Raw genomic sequence first — 20,837 nt, 5'->3', positions numbered from 1 at the left:
TCCGATTTAAGACAGGCCATGCGCGACCCGCGCTACTGGCAGTCCGGCCATCCCGAACGGGCCGCCTACCAGGCTTAGGTGGGCGATGCCTTCCGACAGCGACACGGGGCCAGTGAGACCGGCGACGGGCTTGTTTGGGTTAATCCCTACACGCGCACGCGGGATGGCGAAGCCGAGGAAGTGAGTGGCCATTTCCGCCACTCCGGCAGAGCAGGCGCCCGCAGTGGCGGTGGTGACGGTACGCCCAGAGTAAGAGTGGAGGTGGAGAACAACCCGGGCCCAGGCGTGGCTCGCCGTGCCACGGCGCGCGACGCTTCGGGACGGTTGATCGGTCGCTGCGAGAGCCTCACCGATGGCAGCCAGTTCTGCACTCTGGGCATGCCGGACGGCGGTGTGGTCGTGCAGGGCTTGCAGGCCGGAGACGGGGAATTCGTACCCGTGGCCGCCCCGACCGCCACTTATGCCTTTCCGGCGCTGCTTGGCGCGGCAACAGGCTTCTACAACCAACTACAGAACCGGTGGCTGATGGCCCCATCTGGCAGCGCCGCGCCAGACGCGCCGTTTCTGCTGTTCTATCGAGGCTTCGAAGGGACTGAAGCCGGCGCGCAGGTCACGGTGGGCACGCTGTCGGAGCAGCGGGTGCAGGAGTTCTGCCCGAAGACCGCGGAGTTCGAGGAGAGGCTGAGCGAGATTGCCGCCAGCATCCCGCGCGAGGGCCTGACACCGCAGCAATGGGGCACCGCCGTGCACACGGGTATGCAGCGGAGCGTGCGTCGGCATTACGGCCGCGAGTCGACTGCCGTCAGAGCCGAGCTGTCGCTGGTGCGAGGCGAGAGCCGCCGCTATGGAACGCATGGGTCCACTCGCCTCGACATCTATCATCGAGTCGAGGGGACGAGCACCATTTGCGTCTACGATATCAAGACCGGCCCAACTTCACTGAACGCAAATCAAGCAGCACGCATCTACGGAGAAGCGCACCGGTTCGCCCTGCAGAGCAGATTACCCAATCCCAGGGTGCTGATCATCGAACTGCGTCGAGCACCCTGAAAGTGGCAACTGCCAAGCAGCTTCGCGAGATTTTTGCGCCGATCCTGGCCGAGCATTCGGACCTGGTCTTGCATCGCCGCTGGCTATTCCGCCCGCCAATCGAGACCGCCATTGTCGGGCTGTACATCGGACGCACCGGATCTGCCTCCGCCTCTGCCATGGATCTGTCGGTGGTGCCGCTCTCGCGGTTCTCGGCACCTTCAGTGCATGGCTTCCGTCGTTCTTTCGAAGTCGAACGCGTCATCGGCTCACCCGCGCCCGGAGGGTGGGTGCGCGGCGAGGAAGAGGGCCCGCCGCGCATATTCCACGACATGTTCGCTCCCGACTACGAGACGCACCTGCTGCGCAACTTCAACACAAAGGGGCGCCCCTTTCTCGATGCCGTGCGCGGGTTCGACGACGTCGTCGCCTGGGTCAACTCACTGCGTGGTGCGTTCTTCGACAGTGCTCCCATCGACCTCATTGATGCGTGGCTTGCGGCGATGAAGGGCGATTTCTCCGCCGCGGCTGTCCACCTGCAGGCGTATCTGGATCTGGGCGAGCCGCTGTGGTCGGCGGTCGGTATGGCGGAGCATCGAGAGCAGGCGGCGCTTCGGGATGTCCTTCGCACCGGCGATCGGACAGCCATCGCTGCCTCCCTACATGCGATGGAAGAGCGGACGATTGCCCATGACGGCCTGCAGCGCTTTTGGAACCGCACCCCGTTCCCATTCGAGCGCGCGTAGCTTTCGACGTTTGCGTTGCACCCAGACTGATCCGCGACAAGGAAAAAATCCTATCACCGCTGGAAGCGTGTTCGGCACAGGGGCGCGCCCTTGTGCGCGACAGCGAAACTCCGCGTAGCGGCGCGAACCCAGGAGCACTGGCGGAGGGAGTGCGACCGGTTACAAGCGGTCCCTCGCACGTTTTCGCTTCGCTTCGCGGTGGATCAGAGGGGCTGTGGGAGCCAGAGCGAAAAGCAGCGTAGTGGTGCGAACCAGAGCAAAACTGGCGGAGGAGGTGCGACTCGGTACAGGCGGTCTCCAGGCTGGAGCCTTGGAGAGTTGGGCGCTCATTCGCCATTTGCGCCGAAGCTGTCGGTCGCGAAGGCGGGACCGGGATGGGGCTCCAATCCTTCCTTATCCAGATCGGGGAGATGCGCTAGCATCCCTACCACTTCCCGGATGGCGTGGCCTGCCCGGCATAGACAAGGCGAGCTGACCCATGTTCGACGAATTCCGTTTTCCAGGCGACGATGACTCGGGCTACGCCGGGCCCGTTCTTGATACTTTTGTCTACTGCAGTCGTGCCGCCGAAGGCGTCGACGACGCTGAGGTCGACCGCCTCATCGAGTTGTCTCAGCGCCGCAATGTCGCCCGCGACATCACCGGGGTGCTGGTTTTCGGCAGCGGCGTCTTCTTCCAGTGGATCGAGGGGCCGCCCGCCCAGGTGGAGAACCTGATCGCGCGCCTTCATGGCGATCCACGCCATTACGATATCGTCACGCTGGACCGGAGTGTGGAAAAGCGCGCGCGTCTGTACCCAAATTGGGAGATGGAGCGGGTCGGAGCCGACGACATCCGCGCGGTTCTGCAGGAAGCGCTCGAGAGCGCCGAAGACGAAAACAACATTGCGGCACTGAAGCGTATTCTGGAGCACCTCGATTCGGGTCCGCTGGATACGCTCCACCCTTCTGCCACGAAGCGGGATGGCGCCGACAGGTAGCGTCCGCGGGCGATTCCGGCTTTGTCCGGGGTGTAGAGCCGGGATGGCCAACGGACCTGTCGGCTACCCGCTGGCACCACCGAGCCAGCTTACGTCCTTGGCCTCCACCGCATGAATACAGAACAGGGAGGGTTTGGGCGGTGATCGGCGTGCTGCCGCGCGCCCATTTCACAGCCTGACGAACCTGACGAACTTGACGAAACGTGCTGCGACGACGATATTGCCGTTATGGCCGCTCCCACCGCATCCCAAACCTCCCGCCGCTCGACCACATCCAGTGCGGCTGCCCGCCGTGGCTCCAGGATTGAGGTCCCTCCCGGCATTTCTCTGGAGGAGGCTCGCCGCGTCCTAACGGCAGTCGCCAGCAGCGCCGGCACCGTGGCCCGCACCGGTCGCACGCTGACGCTGGATATTGGCCCCGCCAAGCGGAAGGGAGAAAGCCGCTTTCACATCACCAAAGCCCTTCGCCCAAAGCCACCAGCCGTCGAGGCAGAAGCTGAGCGCCCCGAGCTGACGCCCGCGGAAGCCCGTGCTGCGCTGCGGCGGGCCTACACGCGCGGCGCCGATGCGGCGGCAGAACTGCTGGCAGGGCCTGACATGCTCTCCTCCGACCAGATCGCGGAACGGCTCGGCCTGTCGCGTGAGGCCGTCCTCCAGAAGCGGCGGCGGGGAGAACTGCTCGGGATCGAGGGCGCCAAGCGTGGCGTGCGCTTCCCTGCGTGGCAGGTGGGGCCGGATGGCCTGCCGATCGCGGCGTTGCGGGAATTGCATGACGTGCTCGGCGAGCCCTGGGCCGTTTTCCGCTTCCTGCGCCAGCAGCACCCAGAGCTTGGCATGCAGTCTGGCTTGCAGGTCGCTGCCGATCGGCGTCGCGCAGCGGAGCTCGTCGACCTCGCACGCAACATCGGTGCCTTCGGCCCGACAGGCGCGTGATGGATCGGCGGGCGCGGGCCCGTCCGCCGCGGAGTGCCTCAGAACTTCATCCAGCGATCGCCACGATCCCGGTGGGCGCGCGCTGGCTGAGGTTCGTGCGCTCCACCCATACCGACGCCCTTGGCGCCGGGCCTGGCAGATCCCGCTTCTCCGATCCCATGCTGGATCGCGGGAGGACGCCGCGATGGCTGCCGATGTATTTCGGCGAGAGCTTCACCCTCTGCCTGCAGGAGACCCTGCTGCGTGACCGGGCAAATGCGGCCCTGCCAGGTCCGTTCCTGGTCGCAGAGGCGGAACTGGCACTCTGGGATTGGGCGGTGATCGAGGTGATCCGGCCGGTGCGCGTGGTGGATCTGCGCGGGGCCGCGCTTGCCCGCTCGCGCGTTCCGACCGATGTCGTGGGCGCCGCAGACCAGCGCTTGGCACGTTCCTGGGCCGCAGCACTCCACCGACACCCGGCCAATTTCGATGGCATCGCGTTTCCTTCACGCTTCCGGACCGGTGACAACCTCGCGCTATTCCAGGCGCGGGTCGGGGGAGCCCTTCGGGTCGCGACACGGCGGCGGGTGCTGGATAGCCCAGTTGAACTTGGTCAGGCCTGCCACGCGCTGGACCTCGGCATCATCCGGGCAGCACGCGATCCGGAATAGGCACCTCCGACCCAGGCGACCAGGCATCCCGCTCGTCCCCCTACCACCTCATCTCACCGGTCGACTTCGTCAAGCGCAAGCACGGCTTCGCCAAGAAGGCGCCTGACTTCGGCGACCTGCCTGCCCCGCGATGACCGCTCCCGTCCGGTGACCTTGAGGACCGCGGCAAAAACGGCGTCGGAGCATGCCAACAGCGGGATGAGATGTTCACCACTCGGTCCCCGCCTTCCGCTGATCCATCCCTTCACCGCGCGCTCGCTCGCCCGCGTCCAGCGCATGATGTCTTTCGCGGACCGACCCGTGGCCGCAATCTCGCTTCGCAGCGCGTTGCCGATCTCGCGCGCATAGCACTCGCGCGCGTCCTTTGCATTCTCGAAGAAGGGCAACTTGTTGCCCTTCGAGTGCAACTGATTGCCCTTCTTTGTCCGCACAGCACGATTCGCCCTCGCTATTCTCTGGGCGAAATTGCAACGCGGTCCGAACTGTCGCGCAGCTTCTGCTTTTCAGCAGGGGCAGCAGGGTGCCCACGCGGAGCGACGGACAATGAGAGGGACGCAGCGTGGTGCAGGACCCTGGCGTGGACGACGACAAACCAGCGGCGGCGGCCGGTATCCGCGCCGCGGAATACGTGCGGATGTCGACCGACCACCAGCGCTACTCCACCGAGAACCAATCGGACGCTATCCGAGAATACGCCAAGCGGCGCGGCATCGAGATCGTCCGGACTTACGCAGATCACGGCAAGAGCGGCCTCAGCATCGCAGGCCGAGATGCGCTGAAGCGGCTGCTCGATGATGTGCGGTCGGGGCGTGCCGACTTCACCACTATCCTCGTCTACGACATCAGCCGCTGGGGCCGCTTCCAGGACGCGGACGAGAGTGCCTATCACGAGTATGTCTGCAAGCGGGCCGGCGTCACGGTGGAGTACTGCGCCGAGCAATTCGAGAATGACGGCAGCGTCGGCTCCGACATCCTCAAGAGCGTCAAACGGGTCATGGCGCGGGAATACAGCCGAGACCTCGGCAACAAGACCTTCATCGGCCAGTGCCGGCTGATCGAGCTGGGCTTCCGGCAAGGGGGACCACCCGGGTTCGGCCTGCGGCGAAAGCTGCTCGACGAAGCTGGCGCGTCGAAGGGCGTGCTGACGCGGGGCCAGCAGAAAAGCATTCATACCGACCGCGTGGTGCTTGTGCCCGGGCCATCGGAGGAGGTGGAGACGGTGCGCTGGATCTATCGCACCTTTGTCGAGGATGGCCGGCCGGAGCGAGAAATCGCGGCCATCCTGAACGACCGCAATCTGCGCACGGACCTCGACCGCCCCTGGACGCGTGGCACTGTCCACCAGGTTCTCATCAACGAGAAGTATGTCGGCGACAACGTCTGGAACCGCATCTCCTGCAAGCTGCACGGCAAGCGGGTTCGCAATGGGCGGGATATGTGGGTGCGTCGCGACGCCGCTTTCGAGGCTGTGGTCGATCGCCTGCTGTTCGATGCCGTCCAGGTCATCATCCAGGAGCGTTCGCGCCGGCTCTCGGATGATGAGATGCTGGAGGTCCTGCGTCGCGCCCTCGCGCATCACGGGCATCTGTCTGGCCTCGTCATCGACGAGACCGATGATGCGCCATCCAGCAGCGCCTACCAGGCCCGCTTCGGGAGCCTGATCCGGGCCTACCAGCTGGTCGGCTTCACGCCGGACCGGGACTATCGCTACCTCGAGGTGAATCGGCTTCTCCGGGCGATGCATCCGAAAGTCGTCGCGGCGACACTGGAAGGCATTCGGGCTGCCGGCGGCTCGGTGGAGCAGAATCCGGCGACGGAGCTTCTGACGGTCAACAGGGAGTTCACCACATCCATTGTCCTGGCTCGCTGCCAAGAGACCGAGGCCGGTGGGCGTCGGTGGCATGTCCGGATGGATGCGGGCATCGCCCCCGATATCACCGTCGCGGTTCGGATGGCGCCAGGCAATCGCGAAGCGCTCGACTACTACCTGCTGCCGCGCCTCGACATGAACCTGCCTCGGCTTCGGCTGCGCGAGAGCAACGGCATATCGCTCGATGCCTACCGCTTCGACAGGCTCGATGCGCTCTTCGACCTGGCAGCCCGAACTCATATCCTGGAGGTCGGATGATGGCCGATCCCAAGCCGCCCATGGTTCAGTCGGTCGCGGTCGATCTGATCGAGGTCATCAACCCGCGAGCCAGAAGCCAGAAGACGTTCCAGGAGATCGTTGCGAGCATTGCAGCCATTGGCCTCAAGAGGCCGATCACGGTGGCGCGCCGCGTGGTCGCTGGGACCGTGAAGTACGATCTGGTCTGCGGGCAGGGTCGGTTGGAGGCGTTCCGTGTCCTCGGCCAAGCCGAGATTCCTGCGATCGTGGTCGAGGCGGGCAGCGAGGACTGCCTGGTCATGAGCCTCGTGGAGAACTTGGCCCGGCGGCAGCACCAGGCGCTCGATCTGCTGCACGATATCGATGGCATGCGACAGCGCGGGCATTCCGAGACGGATATCGCGCGGAAGACCGGGCTGACGGGCGAGTATGTCAAGGGAGTGATCCGGCTGCTTGGCAAAGGCGAAACACGCCTGATCCGCGCCGTGGAGAGCGGCCAAATTCCCGTCAGCATCGCCGTCGACATCGCCATGGCCAAAGACGAGGAGACCCAGAACGTCCTGCAGGATGCGTATGAGCGGAACCTGCTTCGTGGCCACAGGCTGATCGCCGCGAAGCGCCTCGTGGAGCAGCGCCGGCGCCGCGGCAAAGGATTGAACCCGAACGACCCAAAGCGCCATCGGACCCTGTCAGTCGAGGCTCTCGTCCGCACCTACCAGCAGGACACGGATAAGAAGCGCATGATAGTCCGGAAGGCGGAAGCGACACGGGATCGGCTGGTCTTCGTGACGGAGGCACTCCGTGCGCTGTTCTCCGAGGATGGCTTCGTCAATCTGCTCCGTGCGGAACAGCTGGAAACCCTGCCGCGAGGCCTCGCCGAACGGCTGCAGAGCAAAGGAGCGGATTGAACATGCCCGACGATCCCAACGTCGGACCGGTCCGGTCGGCTTTCGAGAGCGCTGGCATCAGGATCCCGATCGCCAACATCGAGATGCTGCGCTCGGTCCCAGTGAAGGTGAAGCGGTCGTCGAAATTCGCTCGCATCACCGCATCGATCCGCGAGGTCGGTGTGATCGAGCCGCCTGTCGTCGCACGCCATCCATCAAAGCCGGGACGCTACCTGCTACTCGACGGCCACCTGCGCGTCGCGGTGCTGGAGGAGCGCGGTGACCTCGACGTGGTCTGCCTGATTGCGACGGATGATGAGGCGTTCACGTACAACAAGCGCATCAACCGGCTCGCCATCGTCCAGGAGCATCGCATGATCCTGAAGGCGATTGAGGACAGGGTTCCCGAGGAAAGGATCGCCCGCGCCCTTAACATTGATATCGGCACACTGCGCCACAAGAAAAAGCTGCTGCACGGCGTTTGCCCGGAAGCCGTGGAAATCCTGAAGGATAAGTCGGTCTCGCAGCATATCTTTGCTGTGCTGAAGAAGATGGTTCCGATGCGGCAGATCGAGGCGGTGGAGCTCATGGTGGCCATGGACCGATACACCGAGAGCTACGCCCGGGCCCTGCTGGCTGCCACGCCGCAGACACAGCTGGTCCCCGACGCGAAGCCGAAGCAGGTCAAAGGCCTCAGCCATGAGCAGATGGCTCTGATGGAAAGGGAGTCTGGGCAGCTGAACCGCGAGATGAAGGTCGCCGAGCAATCCTATGGAGCCGACCACCTCCATCTCGTGCTGGCACGAGGCTATCTCGCGCGGCTGCTCGGCAATGCGCGCGTCGTTCGATATCTCGCGCAACAGCGGCCCGAATTTCTGGCTGAGTTCCAAAAGATCGCGGAAATGGACAGCGTGGCCGCGTGATCCCACCAGGCCATTGATGGCCCGAGGATGATGGGGACCCGGACCCGAAAGCGCGGGGACCGCCGGAGACGCTGCACGAGGGGCAGATCGAGGGCGGTGGTGGGGATGGCGGCGAACCCGTCTGGAGCCCACCAGGCCGGCCGTCATAGGGTCGGCCGATGTTGCCCGGTATGCCGGGAGGTGAGACGGAGGGGGTGCGAGGTTGGGCGGCGCACCCCCTCCCTGTAGGGATGGTCATTGCGAACCGCCGTCACGGAACCCGCCGCTTCACCACCCCCACCGACAGCGTCGCCGCCGCCAGGTCGAACGTCGCCGCGGAGATGTTCCGCGCCATGACGCGCACCGTGTTGTTCGACCACACCGCCGCATCGAGCTCGATGAAGCGCGTCGACGACACCAGCGATGCTGTTGCCAGGTCGCCCGCACGTGCCCCGTTCACCGTGACGTCGAGCAACGCCGTCGCCCCCGGCGCCAGGCTGGGCAGATCCCAGGACACCTCGGCCGCAAAGTCGCGCCGCCCCGAGCCGAACAGCGCCCCCGTCAGCAACGGCGTGCCGTTCAGCACCGCGGGCGCCGCCTCCGGCAGCCCGTACAGCCGGAGCGATTGCAGGTCGATTGGTCCGTCGAAGCCGATCACGCCAACCTGCGCATAGGCCACCGCTTCGCCGACGCGGATCGTCTGCCGGCGATTGAAGTTCGCATCATCCATCGGCGCGCCGGCATTCCAGCCCTTCGCCGGCCCGTTCCACTGCATGGTGGTGATCGAGGCCAGCACGTCGCCCGCGATGTCCTCGCGCACGTTTCCTGCGCCATCGAACACCCGCACGAACAGACGGCCGCCCGAAGCGCCGCTCGTTAGCCAATGCGCCAGCGCGAACTCCTTCGCCTGGGAGGTGTCGAGCATCCACCCCAGCCCGCGGTTCGCCGCCAGCGTCACGGCGCGATCGGTCGGCGTCAGGTCCGTCAACCCGTTGAAGCAGAGGTCCGCCATGAAGGTCGCGGTGGTGGTCGAGGTGGCGATGGTGATCAGCCCCTCCACGCCAACCTCGGTCGCCGACTGCCGGAACGCCGCCGCGCGGGTGTTCGGCACGCCGGCCAGAAAGCGCTGGAAGCGCGACGCCGGCGCGCGGTGCCGGTTGATCACCGCATTGCCGCAGCGGTTCGCCGTCGGCGTGTAGTCGATGCCCACCAGGTAGGTGTTGGTCCAGGCTATGTCGTACTCGCAATCCTGCGCCCCGGCGGTGTGCCGTGCCGCCAGCGGCGAGCAGGACTCCATGCGCATGTTGCGGGCGATGATGGCAGAGCCCGAGGTCTGGTTCAGGAAAGGGATGGCGATGTTGCTGCCGGCCTGGCGCAGCTCAAAATTCGGCGCGTCGAAGACGTGGCGGTTGTGATTGGTGTAGGCGCCCGCCTCATTCCCGAACCGCACGCCGAAGCGGTCCTGCGCAGCATTCACCCCCGTCGCCTGGGCGAAGTGGCCGCCGTAGTAGCGGATCGAGGTGTTCCAGGCCGTGGCGGTTGCGCACCAGATGTCGAGGCCGATGCGGTTGTTGACGATGCGCCCCAGCGTGAAGGTGCTGTCCTCCACGCCGCGGCCATCGCCGAGCGTGCGCATGCCGATGGTGAAGCCCTCCACCCGCCGCAGCTCGATCTGCGAGGCATCGACGTTGCGCACGGTGATCCCGATGTCCGCCTCGGAGGACCAGTCCGACAGCGTTTGGCGGATTACGTTCAGCCCGGTGTAGAGCTTCTCGGCGTTGCGGATGGTGCCGCCATCGCCCAGCACCAACACGGAGGTGGGCGCGGTGCCGGTGTAGCGGATGGTCCCCTGCATGATCAGCCCGCGCGCCCCGCCCGGCAGCGAAACGGTGCCGGAGACGTTCCATGTGCCGGGCGGGATCATCGCGAACTTCTGGTCCGCCCCGGCGCGATCGAAGGCCGCCTGGATGGCGGTGCGATCATCGGCCACGCCATCACCGAGCCCGCCGAAGTCATTCGGCAGCACCGCCTCGCGGTCGCGCAGATACTTGGCGAAGTCGCTTTTATTGAGGTTGGCGTTGAGGACCAGCAGGTCGTCGATGCGCGCCGGCATGGCGTTCTCCGATCAGAGGGCGGTGGCGGTGACCGGGCCGACGAAGGCGGAGACGTTGCCCTCGGCCGCGACGCTGCGCAGCCAGTACCAGCGGGTCTGGCCCGAGGTGAGGCCGGTGCGGTCCCAGGGCAGTGCGGTCGGCTCGCTGGCCAGCTTGGTCGCCGCGGCGAGGCTGGCGCTGCTGGCCTCCAAGACCTGCAGGCGCACCCCGTCGGCCGGAAAGCCGCCCGACAGCCGCACGCCACCGGCGATGCCGGTCGCAGCCAGGCCGGACGCAGCAGCCGGCACCAGCGCCTCGCGCCAGCCCGACACCGCCCCGCTGCGCGCCTGGGCGCGCACGCGAAAAGCGGTGGGCTCCGCGGTGGGGATGGCCACGGCCGTGGCGCCGAAGCCCCCCGCGTAGCCCTGCCAGACCGCGACGGAAGCCGGCCGGAACTCGATTTCGTAGCCGGCGAGATAGGCGGAACCCACCGCCGACCAGGACACCGCGATCGCGGTAAAGGTCGTCCCGAGCGGCGTCTCCACCAGGATGGTCGCCGGCGCCGCGATCACGCCTGGGTTCGGCAGCACCACCGAGGGGTTCTGGCCTGTCGCCCGTTCGTCCGTCGCCGGGTTCCAGGCCCAGACGGCGGGATCCTCCTCCGCCAGCTGCAGGTTCACCCCGCCATCCGGCGCCAGCGCCCAGCCCGTCACGCGGGCCGGGAACGGCGTGAGGCGTTCCAGCGCCACGGTCACCCCATCCCAGGGCCGCAGCCGCAGCGCGGAGAGGTTGGCCTGCATCGCCACCTCACGCTGGCGGCGGTTGCGCTCCAGCTCGATCTTCATCAGGCGCTGGACCGTCGCCGCCGAGGTGGTGAGCGGGAACTCCATGTCCCGGTAGATCGCCTCGCCGCCATCCTCGGTGACGTAGTTGCTGGCGAGCAGCGGCGGCGCATCGGTCGGCTGCCAGGCGGCGGCGGGCTCGACATAGACAGCGCGCACCCCGTTGAAGAGATCCCGACGCGGGCGCGAGCCCACGATGGTGACGTCGCCGCGCAGATCGTCGGAGGTGAGTGTGGCGGCCGGCAGCGCCGGCGCCCCGGCATGGATGTAGAAGCGCCCCCCGCTCACCACGAGCGCGCCGGCCATGGCGGCGACCAGCTTGCGGGTGATGGTGATCTTGCCCTCGCCCAGGGTGACGGCGCCGTTGACGGTGTAGCGCCGCTCGGCGGTGCCATCGCGCCGGCCCATGATCTCGTCGCAAATGTTGGCCGCGGCCATGAGCGCCGGTAGGTCGATATCCGCCCAGGCGGCGCGCCAGCCAAAGGGCGAGGTCAGGTACCAGGCCAGGCACAGCGCCGGATTGTCGGACCAGCCGGTGGCGCCGGTACGCGGGTCGAGGATGGTGTCCGCCCCCTCGATGATGGCGGACAGGCTGGGCGCGCCGGAAGGGAAGGCCTCGGGCCGCAGCTTGAGGCGCACGGCGAGATAGGCCCGCCCCTGGCCACGATGCGCCGCGGTCCACTGGCCGCCGGTGTCGGCGACGAGGTTGGCGTTGGCGGCCTGGCCGGGATCGCCCAGCGCCCGGTCGATGCGCAGGAGGCCGGCGAACTTCGCGTCGGTGGAGGCGGTGCCGTTGAGGAACACCTCGCCGATGGCGCGCACGCGATGCGCCGCCAGCACCACGACGACATGCAGGAAGCCGTCGGCGCGGCCCTCGTCATCGGTGGCGGAATGCAGGAACACCACGGGGCCGGAGGTGCGGCAGCGCCCGAAGACGATCTGGTGCTCGGTGATCGGCTGGCGGAAGGATTGGGTGCGGCCGGCGCCGGGCGTGCGGGGATCGAAGCCCGAGCCCGGCCCGGTGTCTGTTCCTGGCGTGACGTTGGCGCTGCGGGCCGCGGAGGGCGACTTGGGGCGGAACACCGCGGCACCGACGGCCGAGACGACCAGGGCGGCACCGGCGGCCGCCACGGCGCCTAGGACACCACCACCGATGACAGCCGAGGCGGCGGCCCCTGCCGCGGCAGCGATGAAGGGGATGGCGACGGGCATCAGCCAACCCTCCAGGCAATGGCGCAGGCAGTGATGGGAAGACGGAGCAGGCCCGCGGGACCAACGAAGGCGGCGCGACCGGCATCCAGGACCACGCCGAGGCGATCCGGGTCGGTGGCCAGCACGACGTCGCCGGCGCGGGCGAAGGGCACCGGCACGCGCGAGAAGCCTGCGGTGTCCGCCATCGCGGGGAGCGTGGGTCGGTGCTGCCACGCCGGCCGCTGGCCCGTGCAGGCGACCACCGCCGCCATGGCGAAGCGCCCGCAGTTCCAGCGTGCTGCGTCGAAAGGCCGATGCTCCACAGCCGTGATCAGCGCCGCCAGCCGTTCCGGCCAGTCGGGCAGCCGACCCGCGGGCGGGCCCCTCACTGGTTCGGCAGCCGGATCTCCGCCTCCTGCAGGGCGGGCACGAACTCAAAGAACCGATCGCCGGGGTATTCCGCCTGCTGGTCGGCGTCCGTGTAGCGGCGGACCTCGGCTCGTTCGAGGTCGACCAGCCGGCTCTCGCAGGCCAGCGCCACGGAAGGCTCCGCGCCGTCCGTCACCTCCATTGTGTCCATCAGCCCGGCCCAGAGCGGAAACGGGTCCGCGACGAAGGCGCCTTGGGCGTCCAGCAGCGCGCCCCACAGCGTGACCGGCCGCAGGCGATAGCTGCGCTCGGCCAGCGCGATATCCACCACCTCCTGGGGCACCGGCGACAGGGCGAGGGTGAGCCGGACGGCACGCAGTTCCACCGTCTCCTCGACATCCGAGATGGCGCCGATGCTGCCGGCGCCCTCGAACACCTTCCCGGCCCAATCGAGCGGGCCGAGCCCGGTCCAGACGCGAAAGGGGCCGGTGGCGAAGTCGAGCTCGACCAGCACGACCGGCGTGGCGATCGGCGCGGTGGCGGCGGACGCCGCCTGGTTGCTGAGGCGTGGGGTACCGGACATCACAATGCTTCCTCGAGGCGGATGGTGACGGCGGCAAAGGGACCGGGGCGCGTCGGGTTCGCCGCCTCGTCATCAGAGACCAGCCGCATCGGTACGCTCGGCAGGGAGAGGATCAGCGGCTCGCCCACCACCACCCCGGCGCGCAGCGGTGGCGCAATGGCAATGGCGGCGGTCCCCGCGCCCGAGGCGGCGACCGCGGCGGTCGCGATGTAGAGCCGCCCGCCGAGGCCGATGTAGTCACCGGCGCCGACCGCCACCGTGCTCGGCCACCATCCCTGCGTGACGATGGACAGCGCGCCGCGTGGCGCGCCGGCGGCCAGCGAGGGATTGCCCGAGCCCACCACCAACCCCGTCCCGTCCGTGAAGATCGTCGCGTCCGAGAAGGAGTAGGGTCCAGTCGGCACATCGCCCTGGCTGCGGGGATCGCCGGTGCGGTATTCCCGCCGCCAGTCCCAGATGCGCACCGTGTTGGCGGAACCGGCGAGTGCTGCCAGCAGCCCGTCCATCACCCCGGCCTGCACGCGCCCCAGCGGTTCGAAGCTCGCCTCCGCCACCCAGCGTGCGCCCTCGCGCCGCAGCACCTGGGTGGCGCGGGTGACGGGCGAGACAAAGCGCAGCGTGTTGTGCTGGAGGTAGAAGCTCAGCCGCGACGGGCGCAGCACGGCCGGCCAAGCGTATTCCGTCATGATGCGCTCCTGGCTATCCCCGCACAATGGAGGTGGCGCTGCCGCCGCGGCGGATGGCGTCGAGCGTGGCCGCACTGGCCTGGCGCACGATCTGCGCCGAGAGCACGCGCAGCCGCGCCTCGACACCGGCATCGGCGCCGCGCGCATCGATGGTGATGCTCTGGTTGATCACCGGACCGCCGGGCGCCACGCCGTTGGGCAGCACCGTGCCGCTGCGGTTCGGCACGAACCATTCTGGCCCGCGCTCGCCCACGATATAGGGCTGCCCACCCGCCACCGGCCCGCCCTCGGCGCGAAACAGCCCGCCCAGCGCCGAGCCGATCCCCGAGAAGATCGAGCCGAAGTCAAAGCCCGCCAGGCTGGAGGTCACCGCCGTGCCGAGCGGCTCGGTAATGGTGCGGCGAACCACGATGCGGGCGATGTCCTGCAGGATGCCCTGCAGCACCTTGGAAAAACTCTCGCCCTTGATGATCGCGTCCTCGAAGGCGGAGGAGAATGTCAGGCCGAGTTCGCGCGCCGTGTTGCTGGTGCGCTCCGTGGCCTGTTGCACACGCTGCTGGCTGCGCTCCAGCTCCTCCAGCGCGGCATTGGCCTCGCGCGAGACGGTCTCGTCCGGAATGGGCCGGCCGATGCGCTCCGAACGCTCCACCAGCCGGCCCAGAGTTTCTAGGCGGCGGGTGTACCGCTCCTGGGCGTTCTCGTTGTTCTGGATCAGCCGCTCGCGCTCGCGGATGATGTCGTTGATCTCGCGCTCGGCCTCGCGGTCGGGGCGCGGGATGGACGCCACGCGGCGGGTGGTGCCCTCGATGCGACGGAGCGCCTCGTCGCGCTCGCGGAGCGCCAGGGTTTCGAGGCGGGTGCGGTCGGCGGCGGTGATGCCGCCTGCGGCTTCTGCCTCGCGCAGGCGGCGGACGCGGTCCTCGTACTCGCTGTTGATCCGAAAGCGGTCGTCGAGTGCCTTGCGCAGTTCCTCGGCATCCGCGGCGGTGCGGCGACGGCGGGCCTCGGCGGCCTGGCCGGCGGCGGCCTCCTGCTCGGTGCTCTGGCGTTCGCCGGCGGCCTGCTCGCCGCGGGTGATCTCCTCCGACAGCTCCTGGTACTGCCGGCGCAGTTCCTCCAGCCGGGCGGCGCGGTCCACGCCGGCCTGCTGCTGGGCGGTGCCGACCAGCCCGCCCTGGATGCTGCCGCGGCGGGGCTGGGAGCGCAGGCTGTCGCGGCCGTCGCTCTCCGCCTCGAGGCGGGCGATCTGGGCCCGCAGGGCTTCGGCCTGGGCGCGGCGGTCGGCATCCTGCTCGGAGGGCAGCAGCAGGCCCGAGCCGCGGCGCACGCCGTCCAGCACGCGGGCGGCCCCGGACAGGGCGCGCGCCAGGGCATTGGACAGGCCGATGGCCTGGTCGAGCCGGGCCAGGAATTGATCCGCCGCGGCGGTGAGCTGGCCGAAGGCGCGGCCGACCGAGAGCGGCGCGCGCTCGAACTCACCATTCAGCCGTTCGACGGCGCGCAGCAGCGCGGGGAAGACCGTGTCCGCGGTGAGCTTGCCCTCGGAGCCGAGCTTGCGCAGTTCCCCGATGGAGACGCCGAGCTCGCGCGCCAGCGCCTGCGCCAGGGTGGGCAGGCCTTCCAGGATCGAGCGCAACTCATCGCCCTGCAGCGTGCCCGAGGCCAGCGCCTGGGCCAGCTGCTGCGTGCTGGACGCAATCTCCTGCTGGCTGGCGCCCGACGCGATGGCGATGCGCTGCAGGCCGCCGACCAGCGTGGCGACCTGGTCGGAGGTCGCGCCGATCTCCCGCGCCGCGATCGAGAAGCGGGCGAAGGCGTCGACGCTCTCGCGCACCGCGACGCCGGTCTGCAGGCTGTCGCGATACAGCCGGTCGTAGATCTCGCCGGCGCGCTCGACAGAGCCCAGCGCGGTGTTCAGCCGGCCCATGGACTGGGTCAGCGCATCGCCGGCCACGACCACGGCGCGCAGCCCGGCGGCGAGGCCGGCGATCTGCACGCCGCGGACGGCGACGTCGAGCAGGTCGAGCGCGCGGGAGGCGCGATCGGCGCCGCCCTGGATGCGCTCCAGGCTCCGCTGGCCGGTCTCGCCGACCTCGCGCAGCTCCTGCTTTACCCGGGCAGCGTCATCCAGCGACAGCCGAACCGAGACGCGGCGCGTGCTATCCGCCATGCGTCACGCCTCCTGCGTTGGTCGGGTGGTCAGGGCCCGGGCGGATCAGTGCGCCGCGCAGCGCTGCCGCCGGCGAGGCCCATGCGCATGGCGAGCAGCAGTTCCGCCGCGGCCCAGCCGGAAGCGCCCATCTCGCGGGCGGTGGCGAGCGCGGCCGGCATGTCGAGGTCGAGGCCTGCCATGGTCGCCGCGGCGCAGGTGGTGCCGGCGGCCCAACACGCGGCACCCTCAACGCTGGCTGGGGCTTGCGCGGCGTAGGGGCAGGCGAGGCCGCAGTCGCGATCGAGGGCCGCGCAGCCGCGGCAGTAGTCAGGGCCCTGGCCGAAGTGCCATTCGGCCCGGGCCCTTAGCCGTTTCCCTCCAGGGCCACTGCGGCGACGGGGCCGGTGGCGCGATCCCAGAAGGCGGCGGCCATCTCGTCCATGTCCATCAGGCGCTCGACGGCTTCGGGGGAGAGCGGCAGCGGCTTGCCGGCGGCATCGCCGACGCCCTCCCAGGAGGTGACGGCGTGGCGGGCGAGCGCCTTGACCAGGAAAGCGAAGGCCAGGCCACGCGCCATGTCGGGGTCGAGATCGGCCTCGGCAGCCCGCAGCGCGCCGAGACGACGCGCGGAGCCGGCTTGAGCCGCGGCCATGACAGCGGTGGTGACGGGGCGGATTTCCACGCGGACGCCGCGCGGCAGGTCGAGCCAGTACGGCCCGGCCGGGAGGTCGAGGGTGAGCATGGGGTTCTCCGTTTATGGGGACTGCGGCAAGGCATCCGACGAAACGGCGGCGCCTTCGCAGTGAGTCAGCCAGGGTGCGCCCGCAGGCCGATCTGGATGCCTGGGTCACCCCCTACAACAAGGAGCGCACCCATCAGGGAAACCGGTGGTTCGACAAAACGCCAATGCCCACATCCGCGCGAAAGGCAGAACTCGGCGAAAGCCGCGTAGTGTCACAGACGACAGCTTTGATCCGGGGGACACTCACCACGCGAGATCAAACCCTCAGTCAGATCAAGTTGCTATGTTTCACGTGAGATTCGTACATAGTTGCTACACGAGCTGGACACGAAGCTCACGCACGGCCGGTGCAATCACGAGGGCGAAGTCGGGATCTGATGTCACGACTACAAGATTTCGCTCCACCGCCTGAGCAGCGATCCACAGATCATTCTCGTCAATCTGTAGGAGTTGCCCCGTCACCCGGTCGGACCACGCTTCGACCCAACGTGGAATACGCCGCCGGATATCGACACGTTGGAGCGCAACGCTTGATTTCACATATCCGAAAGCTTCGGCGGTATGACGACCAACCTCGGCCAAGGGATGCTCCTCAGTTCGCTCGATGCAAGCTTCGATATGGGCCAGCGGTCGGCCTGCGGACCTGGAGAGAGCAAGACCAAAGCGCAACTCGCCAATCGTAATCGCCGAGACAAGCTGCGGGGAGTTGGGGTCTAGGGCAGCGAGCGCACTGCGAACCGCTTGGTGATTTGGCCGACCGCTGTCGTAGAGGACTGATACGAGGTTGGTGTCGAGGAGATACGTGTCCATCAGTGGATGTACTGCCTCAGAATTCCCGCCTCTTCCTCCGGCGCCGGCGTGAATGCCTCGAGCGCCCACGATCCACGGTTGCTCTCCACCAAGGGCCCCAGAAATTCGTGCAGCGGCATGTACGCCGTGAAGTCCTCCGGCAGCCATCCTTGGAATGGATGGTCAACGCGGCGCTCGCGTTCATGACCACGGAAGAACTCGAGCAAACGTCGCTCCAGGCGCGGAGGTAAGTCATAGGCTCTTAGGACCTCCGCATCGATTTCGATCAGAAGCCTGTTCAGGATCTCGGCGGTGTCTGCGGCTCGAAGTGTTTCCGCACCTGCAGCCCCGCCTGCCGCGCGATAGCGCTTTACGGCCTCAACCACCCGGTTGAGCGCCTTCTTGGGCATCGGGAGCAGCTTCAGCAACTCATTGGTGAAATGCTGATTGGACGCGCGCTCTGTGAGAAAGGCGTTGGCGAGTGGTCCATTGAGGATGGCCTCCAACGCCTCGAGAGGGAGCTTGTCGCTCGTGGGCCAAATCCCGAAGAAGCCCTGAGATGCAACAAGGCCAGATAAATCGGAAGCCGCGGCCATCCGCCACGGCCCCCGCGAAAGCCGAGCGGCGTTCGTCAGCACTTTGGGCCTGTCCCACGGTCGACTCAGCGGTCCAGGGAACATCGCTGCATCTGGATGCATGTTGAGATAGACAGTGTTGCGAACGCAATACTGCAACAGAGAATCTGCTGGCTTGAACACACCTGGCGCGAAGCCCATTAGCGGCGCTTCCGAGACCCCGCTGCCCTGCTGCCACCACTTTAGTCCGCGGTAGACGTCCGCCATCTCGCCCAATCGCGGAAAGCGCTCAATCGTTTCCCATAGTTCGTCGAGTTCTCCAATCCACAGGTCGCCCGAGTAGATATCTTTTGTTCTACGCCGCTCGGTAGTCAGCTTCCCGGTCGCCAGAAAGTCGGCACGACCTCGGTCAGAGACGACACTAGACACCAAATGAACTGTCCGCTGCTCAAGGTCGACGCGACGATCACTGGCAATCAGAACTGCTGCCTCAAAACCCGCCCGCTGGAAAATACGGTCCGGAAGCGAAGTCAGCTCTACACGTTGATAGCGATCAGCGATCATCTGCCGAATCTGACTATATTGCTGCTGACGAAGAAAGCCTTGCGGTAGCACAAACCCAATTCCGTCGGGCGTTGCCTCCAGAACGGTTCGAAGGACCGCCATTGGTTTTGAGAAGGACTTTGTCGCCATTTCGGGATACTCGGCACGCTTCTCGGCTTCAAAGTCCTCCCAGGGCGGGTTGCACAGCATGATCCTCGCCGATCCGATCTGCTGCGCGAGCACCGCCGGTCGGAATAGGTCCTCGTTGGAAATCTTCCAACCATTGGCATTCGGGTAGTCCGCCAGGATCAAGGAGAGCGTTGCCACCTCGCAAGCGAACGCATCAATTTCGGCGCCCCGGATGCGCGGAACGAGAAAAGCGTGCCTCTCCTCAGCCGAAAGCCCCTCGGGCAGAAGATCCCGCATGTGGCGGAGCGCCGCGACAAGAAATGCGCCCGCACCTGTGAACGGCTCGAACACGGTGAGCCCATCGAGGTCGAAATTACTCAGGTCGAGCCGACCAACAACATACTCGGCCACCTGCCGCGGGGTGCTATGCGTTCCGAAGCGCCTGCGAGTGTCTTTCGTGACCAGCGTGTTTTCGTACACGAAGGCCAGACTGTCCGAGGAGATGTTCCGAAAGCTGATTGCTCGCGAGAGTGTTCGCCAAGCGGTCTCCAGCGATGGATACGGGACTCCGCTCAGGGCCTCGGACGGCAACCGCCCAAGGCCATAATAGCTCTCAATGCCGGCCAAAACCTTGGTGACGGATGCATCCCGCCACATGACCGCTGCTGGGTGCTCGCGATCGAGCAAGATCTTCGCTGCGAGCAACCGGAACGTCGTGCGGAAAACGGCTTCCTCTGTCTCGCCATCCAGCCCTGCCATGAGCTCTTCGACAACTTGCCGCAGCAGGCGATCGAGCTTGCCCTCGACTTCGTGCTCAATGGCTGGAAGAAGACCAAGGTCGACGAAATCAAGCTGATAAGCTGTTTGTGCCTGACCCAGCGCTTTCGCGCGATGTACGGCCTGCGGACGCCAGCGCTCTGCGTTCCGACGGAACAGCTCTGGGATCGCATCCAAACTGACGCGTTCGATCAGCCGAGGAGCGCCCTTGGCAACGACTCGCCAAACACCGATGTCCTGCCGGCCGATCGAGAACAGGATCGGCGCGCCCAGAGCCCGGCGGTCGATCAGCGAAATCTCGTCTTCTCCGACGACTACCCCGAAGGCTGCCGAACGGTAGGATTCGGGCACCTGAGTGAACGCCGCCAGATCCACGCGACGCGACTCTCCAGTCGCCGATAGGACGTCAGCGAAGGTGTAATCGCGGATGATTGCTTCGGACGCGTAGCCTAGCTGCCGTAGCTCGGTCTCGATGGAGAGTAGCGCGTTCATGAGCGTGCACCTTCGGCGCGTCGGAACTCGGCAGGCGCGCCCTCGCCCGCCCCCTTGAGTCCGACGGCCGTGAAGAGAGACAATTGTGAGACCGGCTCTGGAAACCCTAGCCCTTGTGAAAGGGCGTCCAAGTGACGGTTGAGACGGAGGAGGATCGCGTCCTCCTCCACTGAAGCCGGTGGCGTGCGCGCGCTCAGCAGTTCGCACCGCGCCAATCCATAGATCGCGAGCGTTCCTCCCCAGAGCCCCAGGAATGATGCGCCGTCCAGCAGTTTCCGCGCCGAAGCAAGAAGCTCGCGATGAGCCTGCAACTCGACGTGGAAGCCGGTCCGCAACGCGACGGCGAGCCGCAGCACCAATAAGGTCTGCCAGGAAAACTTCGCCTCGCTACCCCGCTTCTGGGCGGGTTCGTCTGGCTGGATCAGCCGGCGGCGGACGGTCCACTCCCGCAGCTGATCGGCGGTGAGCCCCGTAAGGGCTGGGACATCGCGAGATCTGATCAGTCGCACAGGCTCTCCAGAGTATGGGCACCATACCCGAACCAAAGAACGGGTATCATACCCGACCTTCTCCGTAAAGCTCAGTCGGATCGATGCTGAGGGGAGTAGCGATCCATGCTCAGGCAATGCAGCCAGCAACAT

Annotated in this window: 20 protein-coding genes; 8 read left to right on the top strand and 12 right to left on the bottom strand. The window is 67.0% G+C overall.

Annotated elements, in window-relative coordinates:
• Window positions 1–255: 255 nt before the first annotated feature.
• The 5 genes from HEQ75_RS12395 to HEQ75_RS12375 all read left to right on the top strand — a co-directional run bounded on the left by HEQ75_RS12395 (window position 256) and on the right by HEQ75_RS12375 (window position 4,337).
• On the top strand, window positions 256–1,050 hold the full coding sequence (locus HEQ75_RS12395) for a hypothetical protein (RefSeq protein WP_168030899.1): 795 nt from the start codon (window positions 256–258) through the stop codon (window positions 1,048–1,050).
• 2 nt (window positions 1,051–1,052) lie between these two features.
• Window positions 1,053–1,775: a hypothetical protein gene (locus HEQ75_RS12390; RefSeq protein WP_168030897.1), complete on the top strand. Its 723-nt coding sequence runs from the start codon at window positions 1,053–1,055 to the stop codon at window positions 1,773–1,775.
• Window positions 1,776–2,253: 478 nt separating this feature from the next.
• Window positions 2,254–2,754: a BLUF domain-containing protein gene (locus HEQ75_RS12385; protein ID WP_168030895.1), complete on the top strand. Its 501-nt coding sequence runs from the start codon at window positions 2,254–2,256 to the stop codon at window positions 2,752–2,754.
• Window positions 2,755–3,132: 378 nt separating this feature from the next.
• Window positions 3,133–3,687 (top strand): hypothetical protein, encoded by a 555-nt coding sequence (locus HEQ75_RS12380; RefSeq protein WP_168030893.1) that lies wholly within the window; start codon window positions 3,133–3,135, stop codon window positions 3,685–3,687.
• A gap of 194 nt (window positions 3,688–3,881) precedes the next feature.
• Window positions 3,882–4,337: an RES family NAD+ phosphorylase gene (locus tag HEQ75_RS12375; RefSeq protein ID WP_168030891.1), complete on the top strand. Its 456-nt coding sequence runs from the start codon at window positions 3,882–3,884 to the stop codon at window positions 4,335–4,337.
• Window positions 4,338–4,390: 53 nt separating this feature from the next.
• On the opposite strand, the gene HEQ75_RS12370 is transcribed toward HEQ75_RS12375, so the two are convergent.
• Window positions 4,391–4,723, bottom strand: a complete 333-nt coding sequence (locus HEQ75_RS12370; RefSeq protein ID WP_168030889.1) for a hypothetical protein — start codon at window positions 4,721–4,723, stop codon at window positions 4,391–4,393.
• A 191-nt stretch (window positions 4,724–4,914) separates the two neighbouring features.
• Here HEQ75_RS12370 and HEQ75_RS12365 point away from each other — a divergent pair, with 191 nt between their 5' ends.
• From HEQ75_RS12365 to HEQ75_RS12355, 3 genes are read left to right on the top strand one after another with little or no spacing between them, the layout of a single operon-like run.
• Window positions 4,915–6,465 carry a recombinase family protein gene (locus HEQ75_RS12365; RefSeq protein ID WP_328733765.1) on the top strand — a complete coding sequence of 517 codons (1,551 nt, stop codon included), beginning with the start codon at window positions 4,915–4,917 and terminating at the stop codon, window positions 6,463–6,465.
• Window positions 6,465–7,352, top strand: coding sequence for a plasmid partitioning protein RepB C-terminal domain-containing protein (locus HEQ75_RS12360; protein WP_209318515.1), 888 nt, complete (start codon window positions 6,465–6,467; stop codon window positions 7,350–7,352). The genes HEQ75_RS12365 and HEQ75_RS12360 overlap by 1 nt, the downstream gene beginning before the upstream one ends.
• 2 nt (window positions 7,353–7,354) lie before the next feature.
• Window positions 7,355–8,254 carry a plasmid partitioning protein RepB C-terminal domain-containing protein gene (locus HEQ75_RS12355; RefSeq protein ID WP_168030885.1) on the top strand — a complete coding sequence of 300 codons (900 nt, stop codon included), beginning with the start codon at window positions 7,355–7,357 and terminating at the stop codon, window positions 8,252–8,254.
• Window positions 8,255–8,504: 250 nt separating this feature from the next.
• On the opposite strand, the gene HEQ75_RS12350 is transcribed toward HEQ75_RS12355, so the two are convergent.
• The 11 genes from HEQ75_RS12350 to HEQ75_RS12300 all read right to left on the bottom strand — a co-directional run bounded on the left by HEQ75_RS12350 (window position 8,505) and on the right by HEQ75_RS12300 (window position 20,705).
• Window positions 8,505–10,346: a pectate lyase family protein gene (locus tag HEQ75_RS12350; RefSeq protein WP_168030883.1), complete on the bottom strand. Its 1,842-nt coding sequence runs from the start codon at window positions 10,344–10,346 to the stop codon at window positions 8,505–8,507.
• Between the two features lie 12 nt (window positions 10,347–10,358).
• The gene (locus HEQ75_RS12345) at window positions 10,359–12,380 is read right to left on the bottom strand and encodes a phage tail protein (RefSeq protein WP_168030881.1); all 2,022 of its coding nucleotides are present in this window, start codon (window positions 12,378–12,380) and stop codon (window positions 10,359–10,361) included.
• Entirely contained in the window at window positions 12,380–12,748 is a 369-nt protein-coding gene (locus HEQ75_RS12340) for a DUF6950 family protein (RefSeq protein ID WP_168030879.1), read from the bottom strand. Before HEQ75_RS12340 ends, HEQ75_RS12345 begins: the two co-directional genes overlap by 1 nt.
• Window positions 12,745–13,311, bottom strand: coding sequence for a hypothetical protein (locus tag HEQ75_RS12335; RefSeq protein WP_111472463.1), 567 nt, complete (start codon window positions 13,309–13,311; stop codon window positions 12,745–12,747). The genes HEQ75_RS12340 and HEQ75_RS12335 overlap by 4 nt, the downstream gene beginning before the upstream one ends.
• The gene (locus tag HEQ75_RS12330; protein WP_168030877.1) at window positions 13,311–13,997 is read right to left on the bottom strand and encodes a hypothetical protein; all 687 of its coding nucleotides are present in this window, start codon (window positions 13,995–13,997) and stop codon (window positions 13,311–13,313) included. The genes HEQ75_RS12335 and HEQ75_RS12330 overlap by 1 nt, the downstream gene beginning before the upstream one ends.
• Before the next feature lie 13 nt (window positions 13,998–14,010).
• The gene (locus tag HEQ75_RS12325) at window positions 14,011–16,167 is read right to left on the bottom strand and encodes a tape measure protein (protein WP_168030875.1); all 2,157 of its coding nucleotides are present in this window, start codon (window positions 16,165–16,167) and stop codon (window positions 14,011–14,013) included.
• Between the two features lie 29 nt (window positions 16,168–16,196).
• Window positions 16,197–16,349, bottom strand: coding sequence for a hypothetical protein (locus HEQ75_RS12320; protein ID WP_168030873.1), 153 nt, complete (start codon window positions 16,347–16,349; stop codon window positions 16,197–16,199).
• Between the two features lie 164 nt (window positions 16,350–16,513).
• Window positions 16,514–16,891 carry a hypothetical protein gene (locus HEQ75_RS12315; protein ID WP_168030871.1) on the bottom strand — a complete coding sequence of 126 codons (378 nt, stop codon included), beginning with the start codon at window positions 16,889–16,891 and terminating at the stop codon, window positions 16,514–16,516.
• A 312-nt stretch (window positions 16,892–17,203) separates the two neighbouring features.
• Entirely contained in the window at window positions 17,204–17,701 is a 498-nt protein-coding gene (locus HEQ75_RS12310; RefSeq protein ID WP_168030869.1) for a PIN domain-containing protein, read from the bottom strand.
• Window positions 17,701–20,196: an N-6 DNA methylase gene (locus HEQ75_RS12305; RefSeq protein ID WP_168030867.1), complete on the bottom strand. Its 2,496-nt coding sequence runs from the start codon at window positions 20,194–20,196 to the stop codon at window positions 17,701–17,703. Before HEQ75_RS12305 ends, HEQ75_RS12310 begins: the two co-directional genes overlap by 1 nt.
• On the bottom strand, window positions 20,193–20,705 hold the full coding sequence (locus HEQ75_RS12300) for a hypothetical protein (RefSeq protein ID WP_168030865.1): 513 nt from the start codon (window positions 20,703–20,705) through the stop codon (window positions 20,193–20,195). Before HEQ75_RS12300 ends, HEQ75_RS12305 begins: the two co-directional genes overlap by 4 nt.
• Between the last annotated feature and the right edge of the window lie 132 nt (window positions 20,706–20,837).

Origin of the sequence: Falsiroseomonas selenitidurans (assembly GCF_012103215.1) — a bacterium.
Classification (GTDB): Bacteria; Pseudomonadota; Alphaproteobacteria; order Acetobacterales; family Acetobacteraceae; genus Falsiroseomonas; species Falsiroseomonas selenitidurans.
Note: the sequence above shows the minus strand (reverse complement) of the source record. Positions and strands in the feature narration are given on the sequence as shown.